This window comes from Erythrobacter sanguineus, assembly GCF_900143235.1.
In the GTDB taxonomy this organism is placed as follows: Bacteria; Pseudomonadota; Alphaproteobacteria; order Sphingomonadales; family Sphingomonadaceae; genus Erythrobacter; species Erythrobacter sanguineus.
In genome coordinates, this window is the sequence record NZ_FRDF01000012.1 from 45,771 (window position 1) to 66,035 (window position 20,265).

Here is a 20,265-nt window from a genome sequence, read left to right on the forward strand (position 1 = left end):
CGTCCTTGGATTACGATGTATCGCATTTGTTCCAATGGAACAAGTAGGGAACGAAAAAATTTCCAACACCCGCGCCAGTCACTTGGCGCCGCCCCGGGCCTCCGCCTGTTCGGTCCGTGCGTGGCGTAGCACCGCGCCGACCTTGTCGCCGATCGAAGCCACGCTGAACGGCTTGGCGATGAAGTGCATGTCGGGGATGTCGATGTCGCGGCGCAGCTGTTCCTCGGCATAGCCTGACATGAACAATACCGGCATTCCTGGCAGCTGCGCGCGGATCGCGCGGACCATGGCCGGGCCATCCATTCCCGGCATCACCACATCGCTCACGACAATATCGAAACCGTCGCCTTTCTCGGAGATGGCAACCAGCCCTTCTTCGCCGTTGGCGCAGGCGGTAACCTCGTAGCCGGCCCGCGCCAGCGCCCGTTCAGCGACAGCGCGCACCATGTCCTCGTCCTCGACCAGCAGCACCTTGCCGCCCGCAGACCATTCGGACGAAACCAGCGGCGTGCGCGTCTCCCGCTTCCTGGGCACCTCGCCGCGGTGAACCGGCAGATAGACCGTGAAGCGTGCGCCGGTCGGGTGGCCTTCCTTGTCTGCGATATTATCGGCAAAGATGAACCCGCCCGATTGCTTGACGATCCCGTAGGCGGTCGACAGGCCGAGGCCGGTGCCCTTGCCCTGTTCCTTGGTGGTGAAGAACGGTTCGAACAGCTTGGGCAGGACGTGGGGCGGGATGCCGCCGCCGGTGTCCTGCACGATCAGCACGGTGTAATCGGCAGCGGGCAGGACTTCGGAACCCAGCTTGACCACCTCGGTCGCGCGCAGATGGCGGGTGAACAGCGAGATCCGCCCCGTGCCGTTCCCGCGCGATGGACCGCCATTACCCTGTATCGCGTCGCGGGCATTGACCGCGAGGTTCATGATCACCTGTTCCAATTGCTGCGGGTCGGCGCGCACCGGGCCAAGATTGCGATCATGCTGGACGTAATAGGTGATTTTCTCGCCTAGCAGGCGTTTGATCAGCGGGCTGACCTCGCTCACCACATCGGGCAGCTGGATCACCTCGGGCCGCAGGGTCTGCTGGCGCGAGAAAGCCAGCAATTGCCGGGTCAGCGCCGCGGCGCGGTTGGAGTTCGCCCGGATCTGCTGGATGTCGTCATAATCGCTATCGCCCGGAATATGGCGCAGCAACATCAGGTCGCAGGTGCCGATGATTGCGGTCAGCACATTGTTGAAATCATGCGCCACGCCGCCCGCCAGCTGCCCGACGGCCTGCATCTTGGTGGCCTGAGCAACCTGGCGTTTGAGCTGATTTTCCTCGCTCGAATCCGCAAGGCTCAGCAGCACCGCCGCCTCGCCCAGCCCGCGCACCCCGGCAAGGCCGAGCGAGACCGGCTCTTCCGGGCTATTGACCAGCCGCACCGCGACATCGCCGCTGGTGGTCGGCCCGCGTCCGTGGCGCCGCACCGCGTCCGACAGGGCAGCCTTGTCCTCGCGCACCACCAGATCCGTGGGGAAGGCCGGCAGGCCCCGCCCCTCGCGCCCGATCGCGCGCAGGAAGGCTTCGTTGCCGAACAGGAAGCGTCCGTCGCGGTCGGTCATGGCCAGACCCAACGGCAATTGCCCAAGCAGCGCATCGAGCTGTGCGACCCCGGCCTGTGCGGCCCCGTCCCAGCCAGAACCGATCCCCACACCGCTGTCGATCAGCAACATCAGTGAGGTCGCCTCGTCCGGCCCGGCGGGCGCAACTTGCGTCGCCGGATCGATCAGCGGCACATCGACCAGCGTCTGCGGGGTGCCGCCGCGCCCTTCGCGGGCGAAGAAGATGCGGTCGCGTTCGTCGGTTCGCAGGAAGCTCACGAAATCCTGCCCGACCAGCGTGGCGCGTTCATCGCCTGCGGCACGCTCGGCAAAACCGGCGCTGACGACGCGGATCACGCCATCGGCCGTGGTGATCGCGGTCTCGATCCCGGCGCGGCTGAGCATCTTGCCGAACGGGCCGGCCAGATCCAGCGCACCCAGGGTGACGCCGCTCGCACGCACAAGCGGAAGCAGCCGCCAGACGAGATGATCCTCACCGCGCCCGGCGCGGGTCACGGTGATGTGCCAGTCGCGATCGCCATCCGGGGCCGCGAGCGATTCAAGCGTGCCTGCCCCTTCGCGCCAGGCATCGCGCGCCAGCCGGGTCAGCGCCTCCAGCCCCGCGCGTTCAAACGGTAGCGCAGGCGGGGCGGCGGCGGCACCGAAGCTTTCGATGAACAGGCTGTTGGCGCACACCAGCCGGTTGGCGCGATCGGTGATGGCGATTGCCTCGCTCTCGCGCTCGATCGCGGCGACTGTCACTGTCCAATCTGGCGATGCCAGCGCATCATCGACCGGAGCAGCCCGGATGCGGTCAAGCGCGACTACGCCGCAAAGCAGGACCGCCACCGCGAGTGTGAAGACCAGCGCCACCAGCCAGCTCGACGTTGCGAAATAGAGCACCCCGGCGCTGACCACGAGCCCGCCTGCAAGCATCGGCAGCAACGCAGAGGACGGCGCATAGGCCGCGTCCGCCGCCGGTTCCCCCAGCGCGGCTGCGCGTTTCAGACCTCGGCTGTTCGGCTTGGACAAGCGCCTTGTTCCCGTTGCTGCATCCCGGCCCGCGATCATTGCGATCCGGGCTACGAATTGTCCCTACTGCGAGCCGAGCCTCCGGTCGAGCCGGGCTTCCATCACCTTCAACCGTTTGGCGCGTTTGCGGGCCACCACAGCGCGCCAGATCCAGCCCGAAAGCAGATAACCCACCGATGGGGCAATCACCGCCATCACGGCAAAGCCGAAAGCGGTCGTGCCGGCCAGTTCAAAGAATTCCGCAAACTTGCTCCATGCCCCGGTCTCGATGGCGCTGTTGGCCAGCGCCGGGCCATCGGCATCGATCTGCAAGGTGAAATTGCCGACCTTGTTGGCAACCACCAGCCAGAACGGCAGCGTGAAGGGATTGGTGACGAAGGTGACAACGGCAGCCAGCGGAACATTGGCGCGTGAAGGCAGCGCGAGAAAGGCGGCCAGAAAAACCTGCCCGATCGGGATGATGAAGGCCGCAAAAAGCCCGAGCGCCACGCCGCGTGGCACCGACCGGCGGGTGAAGCGCCACAATTCAGGCGACAGGAAGCGGTGCCCGATCGGCGCGAGATACTTGTTCTTCGCCATCTCCTCACGCGAGGGCATGTATTTGCGCAGCACATCCATCGCCCAGGTTTTGGAGCGTTTTGCGTTACTTGGCTTGCGGGGATCGGACGGCGTCACGCGCGCAGCTTTCCCCGGCTCCCGAGCGCATCGGCACGCAGGCAGGAATCGGCAGGGTTCAGCATGGCCATCATCTAGGGCAATATGGGTAGCAAGGCGTTTCTGACCAGTAGGTGAATCGACCCGAATCCGAGATTTTTTCAACCGCCCGCGCTCATCCCTTGTCGCGCATCAACCGGGCCTTGTCGCGTTTCCAGTCGCGATCCTTGATGGTGGCGCGCTTGTCATGGGTCTGCTTGCCCTTGGCGAGCGCGAGTTCGACCTTCGCGCGGCCTGTGCTGTTGAAATAGACCGACAGCGGCACCAGTGTCATGCCCTTGCGTTCGACAGCGCCGAACAGCTTCTCGATCTCGCGTTCGTGCAGCAGCAGTTTGCGCGGGCGGCGCGGTTCATGGTTCAGACGGTTGCCGTGGCTGTATTCGGGGATGTTGGCATTGATCAGCCACACCTGCCCGTCCTTCACTTCGGCATAGCTTTCGGCAATGCTCGCCTCGCCCGCGCGCAGCGCCTTCACTTCGGTGCCCTGCAGCGCGAGGCCGGCTTCGAACTTGTCCTCGATATAGTAATCGAACCGCGCCCGCCGGTTTTCAGCGACGGTCTTGAGCTTGTCGAAGGTGACGGGTTTGGGACGGGCCATGAGCGAACGCGATGTAGGCGCGGCGGTGCTGGAATGGAAGGGCCGGATCACCGGAGTGGCTACCAGCATGTTCGCGAACGAGACTGGCGGAGGCCGGCAAGGTGGTGCGAAACGCGCCCCACGCCCGATCTGCCTGCTTGTGTTGGAGACACATGAGACACTGTCCAGGGACAGAAAATCCGGCCGGGCCAAACCCGCCCCTGACACCGGCTGACCTTGTGCCAGAAACGGATGGGCAAGAAACGGACACATCAGTGAGGGGCGGATAATCATGGCGCGCACCGGCATGGCAGGCCCGCCGCAAGTAGGAAAGGCCGCCGCCTTCGCGGGCTTGGCCTAAACGGCCTGAACCCCCGCCTGCTCTCCGGCGAGCACCCCCGCCGACACCAGCGCCTCGTCAACCGCGCGCCGGGCTTCGTCCGAACATTCGACCAGCGGCAGGCGCACTTCGGGCTGGATCCAGTCATGTACACGGCTCAGCGCATATTTCACCGGTGCGGGGCTGGCATCGGAGAACATCGCATAATGCAGCGGGAACAGCCGGTCGTTCAATTGCCGCGCCTTCTGCAATTCATTGGCGGCAATCGCTTCGTGGAATTCGGCGCACAGCGCAGGTGCGACATTGGCGGTCACCGAAATGCACCCGCGCCCGCCCGCCGCTGCATGCGGCAGCCACAATTCATCATTGCCCGACAACTGGCAGAATTCGCGCCCGATCCCCATGCGATGATCGGCCACCCGCGACAGATCGCCGCTGGCGTCCTTGATGGCGATGATCCGGTCGGGATAGCGCGTCACCAGTTCGACCACGGTATCATCAAGGATATCGGTCACGGTCCGGCTGGGCACGTTGTAGAGTACGATCGGCAGCTCGCAATTTTCGGCGAGATAGCTGAAATGGGCGATCAGCCCGGCCTGGCTTGGGCGGTTGTAGTAAGGGGCAACGCACAGCCCCGCCGCCGCCCCGGCCTTGCGCGCAAAATTCATGTGCAGCGCGGCGTTGCGGGTATCATTCGATCCGCAGCCCGCGATCACCGGCACCCGCCCCGCCGCCTGTTCGATGCACACCTCGATCACGCGGTGGTGTTCGGCATTGGACAGGGTTGATGCCTCGCCTGTCGTGCCGCACGGCACCAGCGCGGCGCTGCCATTGTCGATCTGCCAGTCGACCAGCCGCCGGAAGGCGGGTTCATCAAACGCTCCGCCGCGAAAAGGAGTCACCAGAGCGGGTATCGAGCCGCTGAACATTGCTTTTGTCCTGTCATGACCATTAGATTGCAAAACCGGCGCGGATGAGGGAATCCGCCCGTTCCTCGTTAAGCGCCTACTAAGGAGCCGACCGGCACTATGTCCAGCATGGTCCATCAGCGCATGCAAAACACCCGTCGCCTTGTCCTTGTCGGGCTTGTCCTGCTTGGCGGCGCAGCCTTGCCGGTGGCAGGGCCGGTCGCAGGCCAAACCTATATGCAGCCCGCCGGGACCAGCGATCTGGTCGCGCGTCAGCCGGGCGCGACCGGTGCGGCGCTAGCGCGCTGGGAAGTGCTGCACGCCAATCGCGAATTGTCCTTTGCCGATTATGCCGGCTTCATGCTTGCCTACCCTTCCTTTCCGCGCGGGGAAGTCCTGCGCCTGCGGGCCGAAAAGACGCTGGACGCCGAAGCCCCGCCGCAGGCCGATCTGCTGCGCTATTTCGCCGCCCATCCGCCGCTCACCAACCCGGCCCGCGCGCGCCATGCGCTGGCGCTGGCAGGCGCGCAGCAGCCGCAAGCCTTTGCCGAGGCGCGCAAGGCATGGCGCGGCGGCAGCATGAGCGATCCGGCAGAATTGTATCTTGTCGGCCTGTATGGCGGGCAGTTCACGCCGGAAGATCACGCCGCGCGGATGGATGCGCTGTTGTGGCAGGGCAAGGCTGAGGCTGCGGCGCGGCAACTGGTCAATCTGGCCGAGGCGGATCGCCCGCTTGCGCTTGCCCGGCTGGCGCTGCTGCGCGGCACCCGGCCTGCGGAAAGCGGCATCGCGGTGCCCCCCGGCGCGCTGGCCGATCCGGGCTATGTCTTCAATCTTGTCAATTACCTGCGCGCCGCCCGCCAGAACGGCGAGGCGGCACGGGTGTTGATCACGGCCCCGCCATTTATCCGTCCGGCACAGGAGCCGGAGGAGTTCGTCGGCGACATGCTTGCCCTGGCCAAAGGTGCAGGCGCGCGAGAGGCGGCGCAGATCGCCGCGCGGGTCGATGATCTGTTCGCGCCGGGCACCGATATTTCGCAGATGTCCTTTACCTTGCGCGATCGCTACACTGATCTGGTCTGGCTGGGCGGGACCAAGGCGCTGTGGAGCCTTGGCGACGGGGCGGCGGCCGCGCCGCTGTTCCAGCGTTACGGCGATGCCGCGCGCACCCCGCTGACCAAGGCCAAGGGCTATTTCTGGGCAGGCCGGGCAGCGCGGCAAGCGGGTGACGAAGCGGCGGCAATCACCTATTTCGAAGCCGCTTCGCAGTGGCCGCATTATTATTACGGCCAGCTTGCCATCGCCGCATTGGGGCAGCAGATGCCGCAATTCGACCCCTTGCCCGACGTCGCGATCAGCGCCGATGCCCGCGCCGAATTTGAACGCAACCCGCTGGTACAGGCGATCCGCGCGCTGGCCACGGGCCGCCGCGACTGGCGCACCGAACGGCGTTTCTTCGAGGCGCTGGGCGAAGAAGCCGACACCCCGGAAGAACTCGTCATGGCGGGCCAGCTCGCCGCCGAAACCCGGCTTGATGAAATGGCCGTGGTGATCGGGATGAAGGCCGGCGAACACGGGCTTGCCGGGTTTGAACGGATCGGCTTTCCCACCATCGCGACCCCGGTGGTCAACGACTGGACGATGGTGCACGCGATCAGCCGGCAGGAAAGCGAATTTGACCGCAACCGCGTCTCCCACGCCGGCGCGCGCGGGATGATGCAGCTGATGCCCGGCACCGCGCGCGAACAGGCGGGCAAGCTCGGGATGCAATATCTTTCTGCCGACCTGACCGGCTCACCAAGCTATAATATCCAGCTCGGCGATGCCTATTTCGCACGGATGATGCGCTATTATGGCGGTGCCTATCCGCTGGCCGTGGGGGCCTATAATGCCGGGCCGGGGCGGGTGAACCAGTGGCTGCGGCTCAATGGCGATCCGCGCCGGGGCGAAATCGACTGGGTGACATGGGTGGAGAAGATCCCGGCCAATTTCGAAACCCGCTATTACATCATGCGGGTGATCGGCAATGCGGTGACCTATTCGCACATGTACCCCGAATCTGCCGGGTTGCCGCGTCCGATCAACGCCTTCTTGCGCTGATCCGCCTTCCCATGTCGATCAAGCAGGGGCCGCCGATCACGCCCGCGGGCATGGCCGCCTTGAAGGCGCGCTATGACCTGCTGCTCGGCACGGAACGTCCGGCGATTGTCGAAATCGTCAGCTGGGCGGCGGGCAATGGCGACCGCAGCGAAAACGGCGATTACCTGTACGGGCGCAAGAAAATGCGCGAGATCGACCGCGAACTGGCGCACCTGATCAAGCGGATGAAGGCGCTGCGGGTGGTCGATCCTGCCGCCCAGATCGACCGCAGCCGGGTGTTCTTCGGTGCAAGCGTGGACATCGCCGACGAGGATGACAACCGCCAGACGGTGACCCTTGTGGGCGATGATGAACAGGATGCAGGCGCAGGTCGGATCGGCTGGAACTCCCCGCTCGCCCGGGCACTGCGCGGGGCGGCAATCGGGGATTTGCGCGTGGTCAGGCTTCCTTCAGGCAGCAAGGAATGGGAAGTGCTGGCAATTGCCTATGACTAGACATCTTGCCCTTGCCGCGCTTGCCCTTGCGTTCGCCGCGCCGCTGGCCGCGCGCGAAAGCCTTGGCGTCTATGACAGCTGGGCCGCTTTCCGCGATGCCAAGCCGCAGCGCTGCTATGCCATCGCCAAGGCCCAGGGGCGCCCGCCCGCGCCGGCTTATGCCACGATATCGACATGGCCGGACAAACGGGTGCGCGGCCAGCTGCATCTGGTGCTGTCGCGCGATGTGGCCGACAAGGCCGCCGTGCGCCTGACCATCGCCGGGCGCCGGTTCGATCTCGTCGCCAAGGGCCGCAACGCGTGGGCACAGGACGCGCGCGATGATGCCGCGATCATCGCCGCGCTGCGTTCCGCCAGCCGCATGAGCGTTGCAGCGCGCAGCGCCAAGGGCGGCAATTTCACCGACCGCTACACCCTTGCCGGGGTGGCCACGGCGATGGATGCGGCCACCGTGGGATGTGCGCAAAGGCGCTGACTGGTCAAATCGCCCAAGCGCGACTATATGCCCGCGCACCCATGGCCGATACCGCACTCATGACCATTCCGGGCCTCAGCGACCCGGTTCCCGCCGTGCGCGACATCACGCCGCGCGAAGATGGCCGCATCGACCTGATCGGCCTTTCCGCTGCACGCATCCGCGAATTGTTCGCCGAAGCAGGGCTTGATGACAGGCAGGCCAAGCTGCGCGCCAAGCAGGTGTTCCACTGGCTTTACCACCGCGGCGTCACCGATTTCGAAGCCATGACCGACATCGCCAAGCCGATGCGTCCGTGGCTGAGCGAACGGTTCGTGATCGGTCGGCCAGAGATTGTCGAGGCGCAGCACAGCACCGATGGCACCCGCAAATGGCTGCTGCGCACCGCCGATGGCCATGATTACGAGATGGTCTTCATCCCCGACGAGACGCGCGGCACCTTGTGCGTTTCATCGCAGGTCGGCTGCACGCTCAATTGCACCTTCTGCCACACCGGCACGATGAAGCTGGTGCGCAACCTGACGCCGGGCGAAATCGTCGGGCAGGTGATGCTGGCGCGCGATGCCTTGGGCGAATGGCCCAAGGGTTCGATGGCGAGCATGGCGGACGCGATCGACGAAGATGACGAAGCGGGCCATTACACCGCCGATGGCCGGTTGCTTACCAACATCGTGATGATGGGCATGGGCGAGCCGCTGTATAATTTCGATCATGTGCGCGATGCGCTGGTGCTGGTGATGGACGGCGATGGGCTTTCCCTGTCCAAGCGCCGGATCACGCTGTCCACCAGTGGCGTCGTCCCGATGATGGAACGCTGCGGGCAGGAAATCGGGGTGAACCTCGCGGTCAGCTTGCACGGCGTGCGCAAGGATGTGCGTGACGAATTGGTGCCGCTCAACAAGAAATACGGCATCGAAGACCTGCTTCAGGCCTGCGCCGATTATCCGGGAGCCAGCAACGCCCGGCGCATCACGTTTGAATATGTGATGATCCACGGCAAGAACGACAGCGATGATGACGCGCGCGAACTGGTGCGGTTGCTGAAAGCCTACAACCTGCCGGCCAAGGTCAATCTGATCCCGTTCAACCCCTGGCCCGGCAGCGGCTACGAATGTTCCGCGCCCGACCGCATCCGCGCCTTTTCCGAAATCGTGTTTCAGGGCGGCATCAGCGCGCCCGTCCGCACCCCGCGCGGGCGCGATATTGACGCGGCTTGCGGCCAGTTGAAGACTGCCGCGGAGAAAAAGTCACGCGCCCAGCGGGATCGCGAGGCGGCAGCGGCGGCTGAACCTGCGTGAGCGCGGATCGCGACACCATCGCCTTCTATCAGGCCCGCGCGCCGCATTATGTGCTGAAATTCGGTCAGGCCCACAGCCACCAGCTTGATGGCTTCCTCGATCGCCTGCCACCGGGTGCGCGGGTGCTGGAACTGGGCTGCGGCGGCGGGCAGGATTCCGCGCGGATGGCCGCGCGGGGCTTCCGCATTGATGCGACCGACGGCACCCCGGCCATGGTTGCCAAGGCCAATGAACGCTGGAACGTGGGCGCACGGGTGATGGCGTTCCACGAGCTGGAGGCCGAGGCTGAATATGACGCGGTCTGGGCCCATGCCAGCCTGCTGCACTGCCCCCGCGCCGAACTGCCCGGCGTGCTCGCCCGCATCCACCGCGCGCTCACCCCCGGCGGATGGCACTTTGCCAGCTACAAGCTGGGCGCGGATGAGGGGCGCGACAGCCTTGGCCGGTTCTACAATTTTCCCGATGCCGATTGGCTGACCGCACAATATGCCGATGCTGGCCGCTGGCAGGTGGTTGAAACCGATCATTACACCGCAGGCGGGTTCGACAATGTTGATCGCGACTGGATCGACATTGTGGTGCAAAAGGCATGACCCGCTGGACCATCGAAGCCGTCTGCACCGGCACCGCGCGCCCCTTCAACGGCACAGAGACAAGCGCGATCACCAAACGCCCGCGCGAAGGCGCGGTGCAGGTGCTGGCAGATGGGCTTGCCCCCGATGAACAGGCCGACCGCCGGGTGCATGGGGGTGCACAAATGGCGCTGCATCTCTATCCGCTCGATCACCATGCCTTCTGGCGCGATGCCATCGGCGATTCTCCGCTGCTGGATGAACCCGGCAGCTTCGGATCGAACCTTGCTGTGAACGGCCTTACCGAAGACATGGTCCATATCGGCGACCGCTTCCGCCTTGGCCCCAAGACAAGCGGCGCGCTGATCGAAGTGAGCCAGCCGCGCCAGCCCTGCTGGAAGATCGAACACCGCTTCGGCCACAAGGGCATGGTTGCCAGCATCATCCGGACGGGCCGCTGCGGCTGGTATTTCCGCGTGATCGAACCCGGCGAAGTGGCCGCAGGCGACCGGCTCGAACGAATCGCCATCGGCGCTGCTGAATGGAGCGTCGCGCGGGTGTTTCGGGCGCTGATGGCGGGCACAGCGAGTGCTGGCGAACTGGCCGATCTCGCCGAACTTTCCACGCTCAGCCCCAAATTGCGGGCCAAGGCGGCGGCCAATCGCAACTGAGCCACGGTTCATCGCAGACCAGCCTCAGCTGAACAAAACCTGCTGTTTCCCAACAAACCGTTCATCCTGCGTTCGCTTTTGATGAACAAAAAGGGTGTTGCTCCATCGGGGAGCCGCCACAAGGGAAACGAGAGATGAAACACCTTGCCCTCATCGCCGCCGCCGGGTCGCTGGCCGCCTTTGCCGTCCCGGCGCATGCTGCCGAACTGCCGGCCGCGCCCTCGCCCGTCTTTGCCGCTTTCGATGCTGACGCCATGCCGTTTGCGCCGGTTGCCGCCTGGGGCCGCGGCGACTGGGACGACTGGGATGATCGCCGTGACCGTCGCCGCTGGCGCGGACGGGATCGCGGACGGGACTGGGATGATGGCCGCCGATTCCGGGGCCGCGACCGCCATTGGCAGGGTCGTGATGGCCGCTGGCGCTGCCGCCGCGACGACGGCACGGTCGGCCTTCTGATCGGCGCGGGCGTGGGCGCACTGGTCGGTCGCCAGGTCGACCAGCGCGGCGACCGCACGCTCGGCACGATCCTTGGCGCAGTGGGTGGCGGGCTGCTGGGCCGCGAAGTCGATCGCGGCGGGTCGCGCTGCCGCTGAACCGCTGACCGGCCGTCTTTCCGCAAAACGCCGCTGGCCCACCACCAGCGGCGTTTTCGGTTGTCAGCCGCCCGTCACCATCCGGGCGCACGGCGGCCATTGTTCCGGCCTTCCCCGATTGAAGCGCGCAGGCTGTGCTGGTAGCCTCGCAGTCATGATTTTCCTGACACTTCCCCCCGCATGACCCGCCCCGCTGTTCTGGTAACAGGCGGGGCCACCCGTATCGGCGCGGCCATCGCCCGCACCTTTGCCGCTGCGGGCTGGCACGTGGTGATCCATTACCGCACCTCCGCCGCGCAGGCCGATACCCTTGCCGCCAGCCTGCCTTCGGCCGAGACGGTAAGCTTCGACCTTGCCGATGATGATGCTGCCGTGGCGGCAATCCGCAATCTGGCCAATCGCCTTCCCGACTGGCGCTGTCTCGTCAATTCAGCCTCGGTGTTTCACTATGACCCTGTAACCGCGCTGGACCCGGCAACGTACCGGCAAGCGATGCAGGTCAATGCGCTCGCCCCGGCCCGGATGGCCCAGACCTATCTTGCCCATGCGGCAAGCGCGGCCACGCGCACGGTGATCCAGATCACCGACATGAAGCTGGCCAATCCCAACCCCGATTTCTTCAGCTATACCATGTCGAAACACGCGCTGGCCGCGACCATCGCAATGCTCGCCAAGGGCGCGAGTTCGCCGGATGACCGGGCCTATGGCCTTGCGCCGGGCGCGATCCTTGCCAGCCATGACCAGCGCGAGGAGGAAACGGATATCTCGCACCGCCTCAACCTGCTGGGCCGCAAGACCGGGGCGCAGGAAATCGCCGATGCCGCGCTGTTTCTGGCGGGCGGGTCGCTCAAAAGCGGCGAGACCCTGTTCATCGACAGCGGCCAGCACCTGCTTGACCAGCCACGCGATGTGATCTGGCTGGCGCGCGAGCTGGCCGCAGCCGGGCGCAGCGCATCATGAAACACCGGCTGTCGACCCGCCTGTGGCACTGGATGAACGCGATCGTGATCGTGGTGCTGTTCATGAGCGGGCTGAACATCTCCAATGCCCATCGCTATCTTTACTGGGGCAATTACGGTTTCGATCCGGCTGATGCCTGGGCTAGGGTGGTCCGCTTTCCCGCCTGGGCGACCATCCCGCAGCGTTACGATCTGGCCGAAGCGCGCGACTGGCACAGTCTGGCGGCATGGCCTTTTGCGCTGGGCCTGCTGCTGATCTGGGCGGCGATGCTGGCCAACGGCCATTTCCGCCAGCGCCTCAGCACCCGGCCCGCCGACTGGACGCCGCGCGCCTTCATCGCCTCGCTGCGCGCCCATGCCAGAGGGGCCGGTGATGTCGATAGCGGTTACAGCCCGGTGCAAAGGATCCTCTACGGCATGGTCCTTGGCGTGCTGCTGCCTGCCATGGTGCTGACGGGCCTTGCGATCAGCCCGGGGATCGAGCCGGCGATGCCGTGGCTGGTGGACATCCTCGGCGGTCGGCAAAGCGCGCGTTCGCTCCATTTCATCGCCGCGTGGGGCCTGTTCGGCTTTGTCGTCATCCATGTGGTGCTGGCGCTGACGGACTGGCGGCGGATCGGCGCAATGGTGACGGGCGGCCGCCGCAAGGAGGGTATCGATGGTTGAAATCGGCCGCCGCGGGCTGCTCGCCGGGCTGGCTGCGCTGGGCGCAGGCGCGTGCTCCAAAATCGCCGATAGCGAGACGGGGCGCAGCATCTTCAACGCTGCCGAGGGCTGGCACCGCGCCGCCCACCGCGCGCTGGCGGGGAAGCAGGGCCTCGCCCCCGAATATGCGCCCGAGGACCGCTCGCCCGGCTTCCGCGGCAATGGCTCGGTCACGGTCGACAGCGATTTCTACCGCGGCGAGATGGCCAGCGGCTTTCCCGCATGGCGGCTGATGATCGGCGGGCTGGTCGACCAGCCGCTTGCGCTCAGTCTGGCCGATCTGCGCGCCCTGCCCCAGCGCAGCCAGATCACCCGCCATGATTGCGTCGAAGGCTGGAGCGCGATCGGCGAATGGACCGGGCCGCAGCTTGCCACCCTGCTGGATGCAGCCAAGCTGCGCGAGGAGGCGCGCTTCATCATCTTCCGCTGCGCCGATACGCTTTATGGCAGGCCCTATTACGAGAGCATCGACATGGTCGATGCCTTCCACCCGCAGACCATCATCGCCCATGCGCTGAACGGCGAACCCCTGCCCGAGAAGAACGGCGCCCCCTTGCGCGCCCGGATCGAACGGCAGCTGGGCTACAAGCACGCCAAATACCTGACGGGGATCGATGCGGTCGCCAGCCTTGACGATATCGGCGCAGGCAAAGGCGGCTTCTGGGAGGATTTCGCCGGTTACCAGTGGTATGCGGGGATCTGATCGGCAATATCCCGCGCTTGGCCGATCCGCCCTGAAGAGGTTATGACGCACCGCAAGGAACAATTGCGACCATCAAAAGGAGCCCCATGAGCAAGGCACTCCTCGACCGCTTCCTCTCCCGCGCCGTGAAACAGGGGTGCCTCGGCGTGGTGTTCGCCGATGGCAGCGCCAGCACCTATGGCACCCCTGCCCCCGGCTTTCCCGAAATCGTGCTGCGCTTTGCCGATGACAGGGTGCCGCGCGATATCCTGCTTGATCCGCGGCTGGGTGCGGCAGAGGCCTTCATCGACGCCCGCCTGCTGATCGAGGAAGGCGACGTGATGGGCCTTGTCACCCTGCTGCGCGCCAATAATGCATGGGACAAGGGCCGCGATATCGGGCGGCCGGGGTGGTTGAAACGGCTGGTGGGCCGCGCCAGCTTCGCTGCCGAACAGGTGAACAACCGCGTCGGTTCAAAACAGAACGTCGCGCATCACTATGACATCGGCAACGAACTTTACGCGCTGATGCTGGATGAGGATCACTGGCAATATTCCTGCGCCTATTGGGATACCGAACGGTTGGGCGAGGATATGACCCTGGCCGAGGCGCAGGGCGCAAAACTGGCGCATATCGCCAAAAAGCTGGTGCTTTTGCCGGGGCAGGAGGTGCTCGATATCGGCTGCGGGTGGGGCGGCATGGCGATCCACCTTGCCCGCCATCACGATGTCCGCGTGACCGGCATCACGCTGTCCGAGGAACAGGCCGCCTTCGCCCGCGAAAGAGTCGCTGCCGCAGGGGTGGCGGACAAGGTCGATATCGTGCTGCAGGACTACCGCGACACCGCCGCTGCGGGCCGCAAGTTCGACCGGATCGTGTCGGTCGGCATGTTTGAACATGTCGGGCGGGCGCAGTTCGAAACCTTCTTCCAATCCTGCGCCGCGCTGCTGAAAAGCGACGGCGTGATGCTGCTTCACACCATCGGGCGCATGGGGCGGCCTGGCACCACCGATGCCTTTACCCGCAAATATATCTTCCCCGGCGGTTACATTCCCGCCCTGTCCGAGACGCTGGCGGCATCGGAGAAATTCCGCCTGATCGCCGCCGATGTCGAGACCCTGCGGCTGCATTACGCGAAGACCATCCGCCAGTGGTATGCCAACTGCATGGCCAACCGCGACGCGATCATCGCGCTGCATGACGAACGCTTCTTCCGGATGTGGACCTTCTATCTCGCCGGCGCGGCGACGGTGTTCGAACATGGCGGCATGTGCAATTACCAGATCCAGTACGTGCGCAGCCGCCACGCGCTTCCGATCACGCGCGATTACCTTTATGGCTGATGCCGTGTTTCCGGGGGGGCTTTACAATGACGGGAAACTGGCAGGCGGAGGCAGGCGTTTTCGCGGCGACATCTGCGGGCATGGTCCACGCGCAGGCAATCGATCCCCATCCGCGCTTCTGGCTGGAGGCCGGGGTCTATATGCCGAAGGCCGAGACTGAACTCTCGCTTTCGCTGCCCGATGCCGCCAACGGCACGCGGATCTCGCTGGAGGACGATCTCGGATTCACGACCGACGCGACCAGCTTTGACGTGACGCTGGGCGCCAAGCTCGATGATGACTTCTTCCTTGAAACGAGCCTGTTCGACATAGCCCGCACCAGCACCGCAGAGCTCGCCGGGCCAATCACCGTCGAGGACGCGACCTACGACGTGGGCGCCAGCGTGGATTCGCATTTTGCGTCGGATATCCTGCGGGTTTCGGCCGTTACCGGATCGCCGCGAAGCAGGAATGGGATCTTGCCGTGCTGATCGGCGCGCATGTCACGCAATTCGATTTCGCGATCGATGGCGAGGCACGCGTTAACGGCCAGACCGCAACCACCTTGCGCCGCGAGCGCGATGTGCTTGCGCCCCTGCCCACCATCGGCGTGCAGGCGCAATAACGCCCCGCCAGATGGCTGCAACTGCGCGCAAGGGCCGATTATTTCGAACTTGATATCGGCAAATATGACGGGCGGCTGACCAATCTCGAAGTCTCGGCGACAACGGCGGTGACGCGCAACCTCGCGCTTGGCGCGGCATGGCGTTCGACCGAATACCGGCTCGGCGTCGATGATGAGAACTATGCCGCGCAGGTTCAATACCTGCTCGACGGGGTGCGCCTGTTTGCACGCCTGACGCTTTAACGCGGCGCGACTCTCGTCCATTGCCTCGCACGGTCGGCGCTGATACGGGCGCGCGCAGTCTTACGCCTGCATTGCTCTCCAAGGATTCCTGCCCATGGCCCAGCCCCAGAAAGTCGTCCTCGCCTATTCCGGCGGGCTCGATACCAGCGTCATCGCCAAGTGGCTGAGCGTGGACCGCGGGCTGGAGGTCGTCACCTTCACCGCCGATCTTGGGCAAGGCGAGGAAATCGAACCCGCCCGCGCCAAGGCGAAAGCGATGGGCATCCCCGACAATCACATCTTCATCGAGGACCTGCGCGAGGAATTCGTGCGCGATTTCGTGTTCCCGATGATGCGCGCCAATGCCCGCTATGAAGGCGATTACCTGCTCGGCACCAGCATCGCGCGCCCGTTGATTTCCAAGCGTCTGGTCGAAATCGCGCATGAAACCGGCGCCGATTTCATCGCCCACGGCGCGACCGGCAAGGGCAATGATCAGGTGCGGTTCGAACTATCGGCCTATGCGCTTGATCCCGATATCAAGGTGATCGCCCCCTGGCGCGAATGGGATCTGACCAGCCGCACCGCCTTGATCGCCTGGGCCGAAGCGCACCAGATCAACGTGCCAAAGGACAAGCGCGGCGACAGCCCGTTTTCGACCGATGCGAACCTCTTGCACACCTCGTCAGAAGGGAAGGTGCTGGAAGACCCGTGGGAGGAAACCCCGGATTACGTCTATTCGCGCACGGTCAATCCCGAGGACGCGCCCGATGTGCCCGAATATATCACGATCGATTTCGAACGCGGCGACGGCGTAGCGCTGAATGGCGAGGCGATGAGCCCCGCCACGCTGCTGACGGCGCTCAATGAACTGGGTCGCAGGCATGGCATCGGGCGGCTCGATCTGGTCGAGAACCGCTTTGTCGGCATGAAATCGCGCGGAATGTACGAAACGCCGGGCGGGGAAATCTACGCCCGCGCGCATCGCGGGATCGAGCAGATCACGCTGGACCGCGGCGCAGCGCATCTGAAGGACGAGTTGATGCCGCGCTATGCCGAACTGATCTATAATGGCTTCTGGTTCGCTCCCGAACGCGAGATGCTGCAAGCCGCGATCGATCACAGCCAGGACAAGGTGACCGGCACGGTGCGGCTGAAGCTCTACAAGGGGCTGGCCAGCGTGGTGGGCCGCAAATCGCCCCATTCGCTCTATTCCGAAGCTCACGTCACCTTTGAAGATGACGCCGGAGCCTATGACCAGAAGGACGCAGAAGGCTTCATCAAGCTGAACGGGCTGCGGCTGCGGCTGCTGGCCCGCCGCAATCGCGACGCCTGATCCGGCTTGATCCGCGAGTCGCTGCGTCACAAGGTCATCGCATCGCCGCAGGCCTGACCATTTCGGGACGGTTTCGTTCCCGCTGAAGCACGCCAATCGCAACAAATGCGATGAAGCGTTGACTTATCCACGTCCGTCCACAGCCGATCCGGCCAAAAGTGGAAAACTCGCCGATGCGGATGTTGCCAGAAAGCGGGTTGAGGCGCACCTTCAACTTGTCTTCGGGACACAAACCAACCGGAACGGAAAGCCGCAAGGCCTTGAAGTTCTGAAGGTTTTTATCCCAAGGATGGCGGTGGCAGTTGTCCACGCCCCTGTTGAGAGACGACATGCAGGAGGCTTCGGCCAAATGCAAGTTGGCTTGTTTGAGACAGGAGCGACGCTGAGCCACCGGACAGGCCGCGACCTGGCCGGATCGGGTGATAGTGAAGGACGCAAGTCCGGAACTGCCGCAAGCCCGGATCGGTAAAGGGACACGGTCTCGGCCAAGCGACTGCGCAAGGCAGCGGCCATCGGAGACTTCGGGCTTCGGAAGGACGCAGCCGGGCAGGGACGAAAGCCGGATGCCGGTGCGAGCGCCGGTGAGCAATCCCGGTACAAAAGGTCGCCAGACCGGACGTGCAGGGGCCAGACATCGGGCGCCAAGTATGCCCCGCAGCAAACATGATGGAAGGTTCGCCGGAAGTCATGGGAGCAAAGGGTGTCCACGCGCTGGTGAAAGTGGGGTCGGCAGCAATGCCGGCCCCATTTGCTGTGCATGGCGCCCACGAGGCGTCCGGCGAGATCCCGCACCGAGTCGCAGGTGGATCGCAAACCTGGTTCCATCTTACCTCTACCCCATTCAATCTGCCCCAGCGTTTCGCCGCAAATTCAGGGCGTCTCATGCCGCAACAGCACTTTGGCGGCGACGACACGTTGCCGCCGTTTGCCTTTCGCAAGGCTGCGCACCTAGACCCAGACCCGATGCGGAGGGGAATGCGCATGATCGGTCTCAAGACCTCCAGCCTGAGCACTGCCGCGGTTGCGGCCATGCTGGGCATGGCCCCGCTGGCCGCTTCGACCGCGGCCACCCCGGACACTCCCGCCGACAGCGCCATCCCGCTCCAGACCGGCACCGCCCCGACCGAGTTCGCCGCCGAAATCATGCCAATGCCAGAGGCCTCGCTTCCCGAAGCCGCCAGCGATCCGGCTGAAGTCCAACCCGCCGCCACTCCGCTTGGCCGCGGCACCGCCTCCTATTACGGGCGCAAGTTCCACGGTCGCCGCACCGCCAGCGGGGAAGCGTTCGACATGGGCGCGCTTACCGCCGCCCACCGCACCCTGCCCTTCGGCAGCCTCGTGCGCGTCACCAACCCCGCCAATGGCCGCAGCGTCACCGTGCGCATCAATGATCGCGGCCCCTTCACCCGCGGCCGCGTGATCGACGTCAGCCGCGCCGCCGCGCAGCAGCTCGGCCTCATCACGCGCGGCCATGCCACAGTCGAACTCGAACTGATCGAGAGCTGATACCCGCCCGTTTTCCCGCCGCCTCTTGCGAAGGCGTACCGGCAGGCTAGAGGGGCTGCTGCGCCGGGACGGACCATCCGGCAAGAGCTTTCGCAACCGGGGGGCTGGTTTGACATTCACGCTCGCGCTGATCCTGCTCTATGTCCTTGCGCAGCTGCTGATCGCGGCCTGGGCCGGGCGCGGGGCCACCTCCGATGCCGACTACCTCGTCGCCGGACGCAGCCTCGGCCCCCTCGCGGTCGGGGTGAGCCTGTTCGCCACCTGGTTCGCTTCCGAAAGCCTCATCGCCACCTCCTCCGAAGTCGCCAATGACGGGCTGGCGGGCGCCCGCACCGAACCCTTTGCCTACGCGCTCGGCATCCTTGCCATCGCGCTGTTCTTTGCCCACCGGCTGCGCCGCGGCGGCCACATCACCATTGCCGACTTCCTGCGCGCCCGCTTCGGCGAGGGGACGGAGGGCCTCGCCGCCATCGTCATCGCGCTCAGCGCCACCACCTGGTCGGCCGCCCAGCTCTATGCCTTCGCCACCATCATCGCCGCCGCCTCGCCCTTCGACTTCCCCACCGCGCTGGCCGGAGCCACGCTGCTGGTGCTCACCTACACCCTGTTCGGAGGGCTCGCGGGCGATGTGCTGACCGACATGGTGCAGGGCGTCATCATGGTCGCAGGCATGCTGGTGCTGGCTGTCCTGATGTTCGATGCCCACGGCGGCATCGCCCCTGCCATCGCCAGCGTTCCGGCGCAGGCGTGGGGCTTTGCCATCCCGGACGAGAGCTGGGCCACGCGGGCAGAGCTGTGGCTGATCCCGATCGCGGGCACCATGGTCAGCCAGGAGGCGCTGGCCCGCACGCTCGCCGCCCGCTCGCCAGAGGTGGCGCGGCGCGGGGCCTTGCTGGGCGCGGGCCTGTATCTGGTCATCGGCCTGATCCCGGTCAGCTTCGGCCTGTTCGGCCCCGGCCTTGCCCCGGTGCTGGGCGTCACCTTCGGCGCGGACGAGGCCTTCCTGCCTTCGCTGGCGCAGTCGCTGTTCCCGCCGTGGCTGCACATCGTCTTCACCGGCGCGCTGCTGTCGGCGATCCTCTCCTCGGTGGACTCCGCGCTGCTGGCGGTGTCTGCCGCGGCGACCACCAGCGGGTATCGCCGGATCGACCCCAACGCCTCCCCCCGCGCCAAGCTGCGCGCCGCTCGCGGAGCGACCATCATCGCCGGGATCATCGCCGCGCTGGTCGCGGCCTCGGGCGAGTCCCTGCGCGATCTCGTGCTCGATGCCGGAGCCATCGCTGCCGTGCTGGCCGTGCCGATCATCATGGGGCTGGCCGGACGCGGCCTCCACACCCGCGCCGCGCTGGCGGCGATCATCGTGCAGATCGCGGTGCTGGGCGTGCTCGACTGGGCGCTGGGGGTGGAGGGCGCGTTCCTGTGGATGATCGCCAGCGGGCTTGTCACCTTTGCCGTGGTCGCCGCCCTGCCCCGCTGGCGGGCGGGCGCGGCGGCTGTTGGAGACACATGAGACACTGTCCAAGGGGCAAAAACCGCCCCCCGTTCAGCGC

The 20,265-nt window shown here is 65.5% G+C and carries 22 protein-coding genes; 17 read left to right on the plus strand and 5 right to left on the minus strand.

Translation table 11 applies throughout. The features are described from left to right. Positions 1 to 78 precede the first annotated feature (78 nt). The 4 genes from BUA05_RS10685 to dapA form a co-directional block, all read right to left on the minus strand. Complete coding sequence (locus BUA05_RS10685) at positions 79 to 2,520, minus strand: PAS domain-containing sensor histidine kinase (protein WP_072675072.1); 2,442 nt, start codon at positions 2,518 to 2,520, stop codon at positions 79 to 81. A gap of 159 nt (positions 2,521 to 2,679) precedes the next feature. After that, complete coding sequence (locus BUA05_RS10690) at positions 2,680 to 3,234, minus strand: DUF2062 domain-containing protein (protein ID WP_072674984.1); 555 nt, start codon at positions 3,232 to 3,234, stop codon at positions 2,680 to 2,682. Between the two features lie 211 nt (positions 3,235 to 3,445). After that, complete coding sequence (smpB, locus tag BUA05_RS10695; protein WP_072675073.1) at positions 3,446 to 3,928, minus strand: SsrA-binding protein SmpB; 483 nt, start codon at positions 3,926 to 3,928, stop codon at positions 3,446 to 3,448. A 336-nt stretch (positions 3,929 to 4,264) separates the two neighbouring features. Next, positions 4,265 to 5,176 carry a 4-hydroxy-tetrahydrodipicolinate synthase gene (dapA, locus tag BUA05_RS10700; protein ID WP_072674986.1) on the minus strand — a complete coding sequence of 304 codons (912 nt, stop codon included), beginning with the start codon at positions 5,174 to 5,176 and terminating at the stop codon, positions 4,265 to 4,267. A gap of 99 nt (positions 5,177 to 5,275) precedes the next feature. Between dapA and BUA05_RS10705 the strand changes: the two genes are divergently transcribed. The 15 genes from BUA05_RS10705 (at position 5,276) to BUA05_RS10765 (ending at position 17,209) form a co-directional block, all read left to right on the plus strand. Next, on the plus strand, positions 5,276 to 7,255 hold the full coding sequence (locus tag BUA05_RS10705; protein WP_245790174.1) for a lytic transglycosylase domain-containing protein: 1,980 nt from the start codon (positions 5,276 to 5,278) through the stop codon (positions 7,253 to 7,255). Positions 7,256 to 7,266: 11 nt separating this feature from the next. Beyond that, positions 7,267 to 7,749 carry a transcription elongation factor GreB gene (gene greB, locus BUA05_RS10710; protein WP_072674988.1) on the plus strand — a complete coding sequence of 161 codons (483 nt, stop codon included), beginning with the start codon at positions 7,267 to 7,269 and terminating at the stop codon, positions 7,747 to 7,749. Next, positions 7,742 to 8,224, plus strand: a complete 483-nt coding sequence (locus tag BUA05_RS10715; RefSeq protein ID WP_072674990.1) for a hypothetical protein — start codon at positions 7,742 to 7,744, stop codon at positions 8,222 to 8,224. Before greB ends, BUA05_RS10715 begins: the two co-directional genes overlap by 8 nt. Positions 8,225 to 8,265: 41 nt before the next feature. After that, on the plus strand, positions 8,266 to 9,522 hold the full coding sequence (rlmN, locus tag BUA05_RS10720; protein WP_072674992.1) for a dual-specificity RNA methyltransferase RlmN: 1,257 nt from the start codon (positions 8,266 to 8,268) through the stop codon (positions 9,520 to 9,522). Further along, positions 9,519 to 10,115, plus strand: coding sequence for a class I SAM-dependent methyltransferase (locus tag BUA05_RS10725; RefSeq protein WP_072674994.1), 597 nt, complete (start codon positions 9,519 to 9,521; stop codon positions 10,113 to 10,115). The genes rlmN and BUA05_RS10725 overlap by 4 nt, the downstream gene beginning before the upstream one ends. Then, the gene (locus BUA05_RS10730; protein WP_072674997.1) at positions 10,112 to 10,765 is read left to right on the plus strand and encodes an MOSC domain-containing protein; all 654 of its coding nucleotides are present in this window, start codon (positions 10,112 to 10,114) and stop codon (positions 10,763 to 10,765) included. Before BUA05_RS10725 ends, BUA05_RS10730 begins: the two co-directional genes overlap by 4 nt. 134 nt (positions 10,766 to 10,899) lie before the next feature. Next, the gene (locus BUA05_RS10735) at positions 10,900 to 11,358 is read left to right on the plus strand and encodes a glycine zipper 2TM domain-containing protein (RefSeq protein WP_072674999.1); all 459 of its coding nucleotides are present in this window, start codon (positions 10,900 to 10,902) and stop codon (positions 11,356 to 11,358) included. A gap of 180 nt (positions 11,359 to 11,538) precedes the next feature. Then, a complete protein-coding gene (locus tag BUA05_RS10740; RefSeq protein ID WP_072675001.1) occupies positions 11,539 to 12,318 on the plus strand; it encodes an SDR family oxidoreductase in 780 nt (259 codons plus the stop codon). Beyond that, positions 12,312 to 12,983: a cytochrome b/b6 domain-containing protein gene (locus tag BUA05_RS10745; protein WP_084662620.1), complete on the plus strand. Its 672-nt coding sequence runs from the start codon at positions 12,312 to 12,314 to the stop codon at positions 12,981 to 12,983. The genes BUA05_RS10740 and BUA05_RS10745 overlap by 7 nt, the downstream gene beginning before the upstream one ends. Continuing rightward, a complete protein-coding gene (locus BUA05_RS10750; protein ID WP_072675004.1) occupies positions 12,976 to 13,725 on the plus strand; it encodes a molybdopterin-dependent oxidoreductase in 750 nt (249 codons plus the stop codon). Before BUA05_RS10745 ends, BUA05_RS10750 begins: the two co-directional genes overlap by 8 nt. 86 nt (positions 13,726 to 13,811) lie before the next feature. After that, positions 13,812 to 15,047, plus strand: a complete 1,236-nt coding sequence (locus BUA05_RS10755; protein WP_072675006.1) for an SAM-dependent methyltransferase — start codon at positions 13,812 to 13,814, stop codon at positions 15,045 to 15,047. A 26-nt stretch (positions 15,048 to 15,073) separates the two neighbouring features. Further along, positions 15,074 to 15,517, plus strand: coding sequence for a hypothetical protein (locus tag BUA05_RS10760; RefSeq protein WP_072675008.1), 444 nt, complete (start codon positions 15,074 to 15,076; stop codon positions 15,515 to 15,517). Further along, on the plus strand, positions 15,511 to 15,651 hold the full coding sequence (locus tag BUA05_RS14795) for a hypothetical protein (protein WP_158093711.1): 141 nt from the start codon (positions 15,511 to 15,513) through the stop codon (positions 15,649 to 15,651). The genes BUA05_RS10760 and BUA05_RS14795 overlap by 7 nt, the downstream gene beginning before the upstream one ends. Positions 15,652 to 15,759: 108 nt before the next feature. Beyond that, positions 15,760 to 15,894 (plus strand): hypothetical protein, encoded by a 135-nt coding sequence (locus BUA05_RS15035; RefSeq protein ID WP_281247022.1) that lies wholly within the window; start codon positions 15,760 to 15,762, stop codon positions 15,892 to 15,894. Between the two features lie 94 nt (positions 15,895 to 15,988). Further along, positions 15,989 to 17,209: an argininosuccinate synthase gene (locus tag BUA05_RS10765; protein ID WP_072675010.1), complete on the plus strand. Its 1,221-nt coding sequence runs from the start codon at positions 15,989 to 15,991 to the stop codon at positions 17,207 to 17,209. A gap of 34 nt (positions 17,210 to 17,243) precedes the next feature. Here the strand turns inward: BUA05_RS10765 and BUA05_RS14800 are convergent, their stop codons facing one another. Beyond that, on the minus strand, positions 17,244 to 17,798 hold the full coding sequence (locus tag BUA05_RS14800; protein ID WP_178139176.1) for a hypothetical protein: 555 nt from the start codon (positions 17,796 to 17,798) through the stop codon (positions 17,244 to 17,246). A gap of 392 nt (positions 17,799 to 18,190) precedes the next feature. On the opposite strand from BUA05_RS14800, the gene BUA05_RS10775 reads away from it, so the two are divergent. Together BUA05_RS10775 and BUA05_RS10780 are read left to right on the plus strand one after the other, a co-directional pair. Further along, complete coding sequence (locus BUA05_RS10775) at positions 18,191 to 18,715, plus strand: septal ring lytic transglycosylase RlpA family protein (RefSeq protein WP_245790175.1); 525 nt, start codon at positions 18,191 to 18,193, stop codon at positions 18,713 to 18,715. A 109-nt stretch (positions 18,716 to 18,824) separates the two neighbouring features. Then, complete coding sequence (locus BUA05_RS10780) at positions 18,825 to 20,225, plus strand: sodium:solute symporter family transporter (RefSeq protein ID WP_072675013.1); 1,401 nt, start codon at positions 18,825 to 18,827, stop codon at positions 20,223 to 20,225. Positions 20,226 to 20,265 lie beyond the last annotated feature (40 nt).

Bases quoted from the DNA above. Each gene is read 5' to 3' on its own strand.
- BUA05_RS10765 (WP_072675010.1), top strand. From the start codon at position 15,989: ATGGCCCAGCCCCAGAAAGTCGTCCTCGCCTATTCCGGCGGGCTCGAT.
- BUA05_RS10760 (WP_072675008.1), top strand. From the start codon at position 15,074: ATGACGGGAAACTGGCAGGCGGAGGCAGGCGTTTTCGCGGCGACATCT.
- BUA05_RS10690 (WP_072674984.1), bottom strand. From the start codon at position 3,234: ATGGATGTGCTGCGCAAATACATGCCCTCGCGTGAGGAGATGGCGAAG.
- BUA05_RS10740 (WP_072675001.1), top strand. From the start codon at position 11,539: ATGACCCGCCCCGCTGTTCTGGTAACAGGCGGGGCCACCCGTATCGGC.
- BUA05_RS10735 (WP_072674999.1), top strand. From the start codon at position 10,900: ATGAAACACCTTGCCCTCATCGCCGCCGCCGGGTCGCTGGCCGCCTTT.
- BUA05_RS10685 (WP_072675072.1), bottom strand. From the start codon at position 2,520: ATGCTTGCAGGCGGGCTCGTGGTCAGCGCCGGGGTGCTCTATTTCGCA.
- BUA05_RS10715 (WP_072674990.1), top strand. From the start codon at position 7,742: ATGACTAGACATCTTGCCCTTGCCGCGCTTGCCCTTGCGTTCGCCGCG.
- BUA05_RS10755 (WP_072675006.1), top strand. From the start codon at position 13,812: ATGAGCAAGGCACTCCTCGACCGCTTCCTCTCCCGCGCCGTGAAACAG.
- BUA05_RS10775 (WP_245790175.1), top strand. From the start codon at position 18,191: ATGATCGGTCTCAAGACCTCCAGCCTGAGCACTGCCGCGGTTGCGGCC.
- rlmN (WP_072674992.1), top strand. From the start codon at position 8,266: ATGGCCGATACCGCACTCATGACCATTCCGGGCCTCAGCGACCCGGTT.
- BUA05_RS10730 (WP_072674997.1), top strand. From the start codon at position 10,112: ATGACCCGCTGGACCATCGAAGCCGTCTGCACCGGCACCGCGCGCCCC.
- greB (WP_072674988.1), top strand. From the start codon at position 7,267: ATGTCGATCAAGCAGGGGCCGCCGATCACGCCCGCGGGCATGGCCGCC.
- BUA05_RS10705 (WP_245790174.1), top strand. From the start codon at position 5,276: ATGTCCAGCATGGTCCATCAGCGCATGCAAAACACCCGTCGCCTTGTC.
- dapA (WP_072674986.1), bottom strand. From the start codon at position 5,176: ATGTTCAGCGGCTCGATACCCGCTCTGGTGACTCCTTTTCGCGGCGGA.
- BUA05_RS10750 (WP_072675004.1), top strand. From the start codon at position 12,976: ATGGTTGAAATCGGCCGCCGCGGGCTGCTCGCCGGGCTGGCTGCGCTG.
- smpB (WP_072675073.1), bottom strand. From the start codon at position 3,928: ATGGCCCGTCCCAAACCCGTCACCTTCGACAAGCTCAAGACCGTCGCT.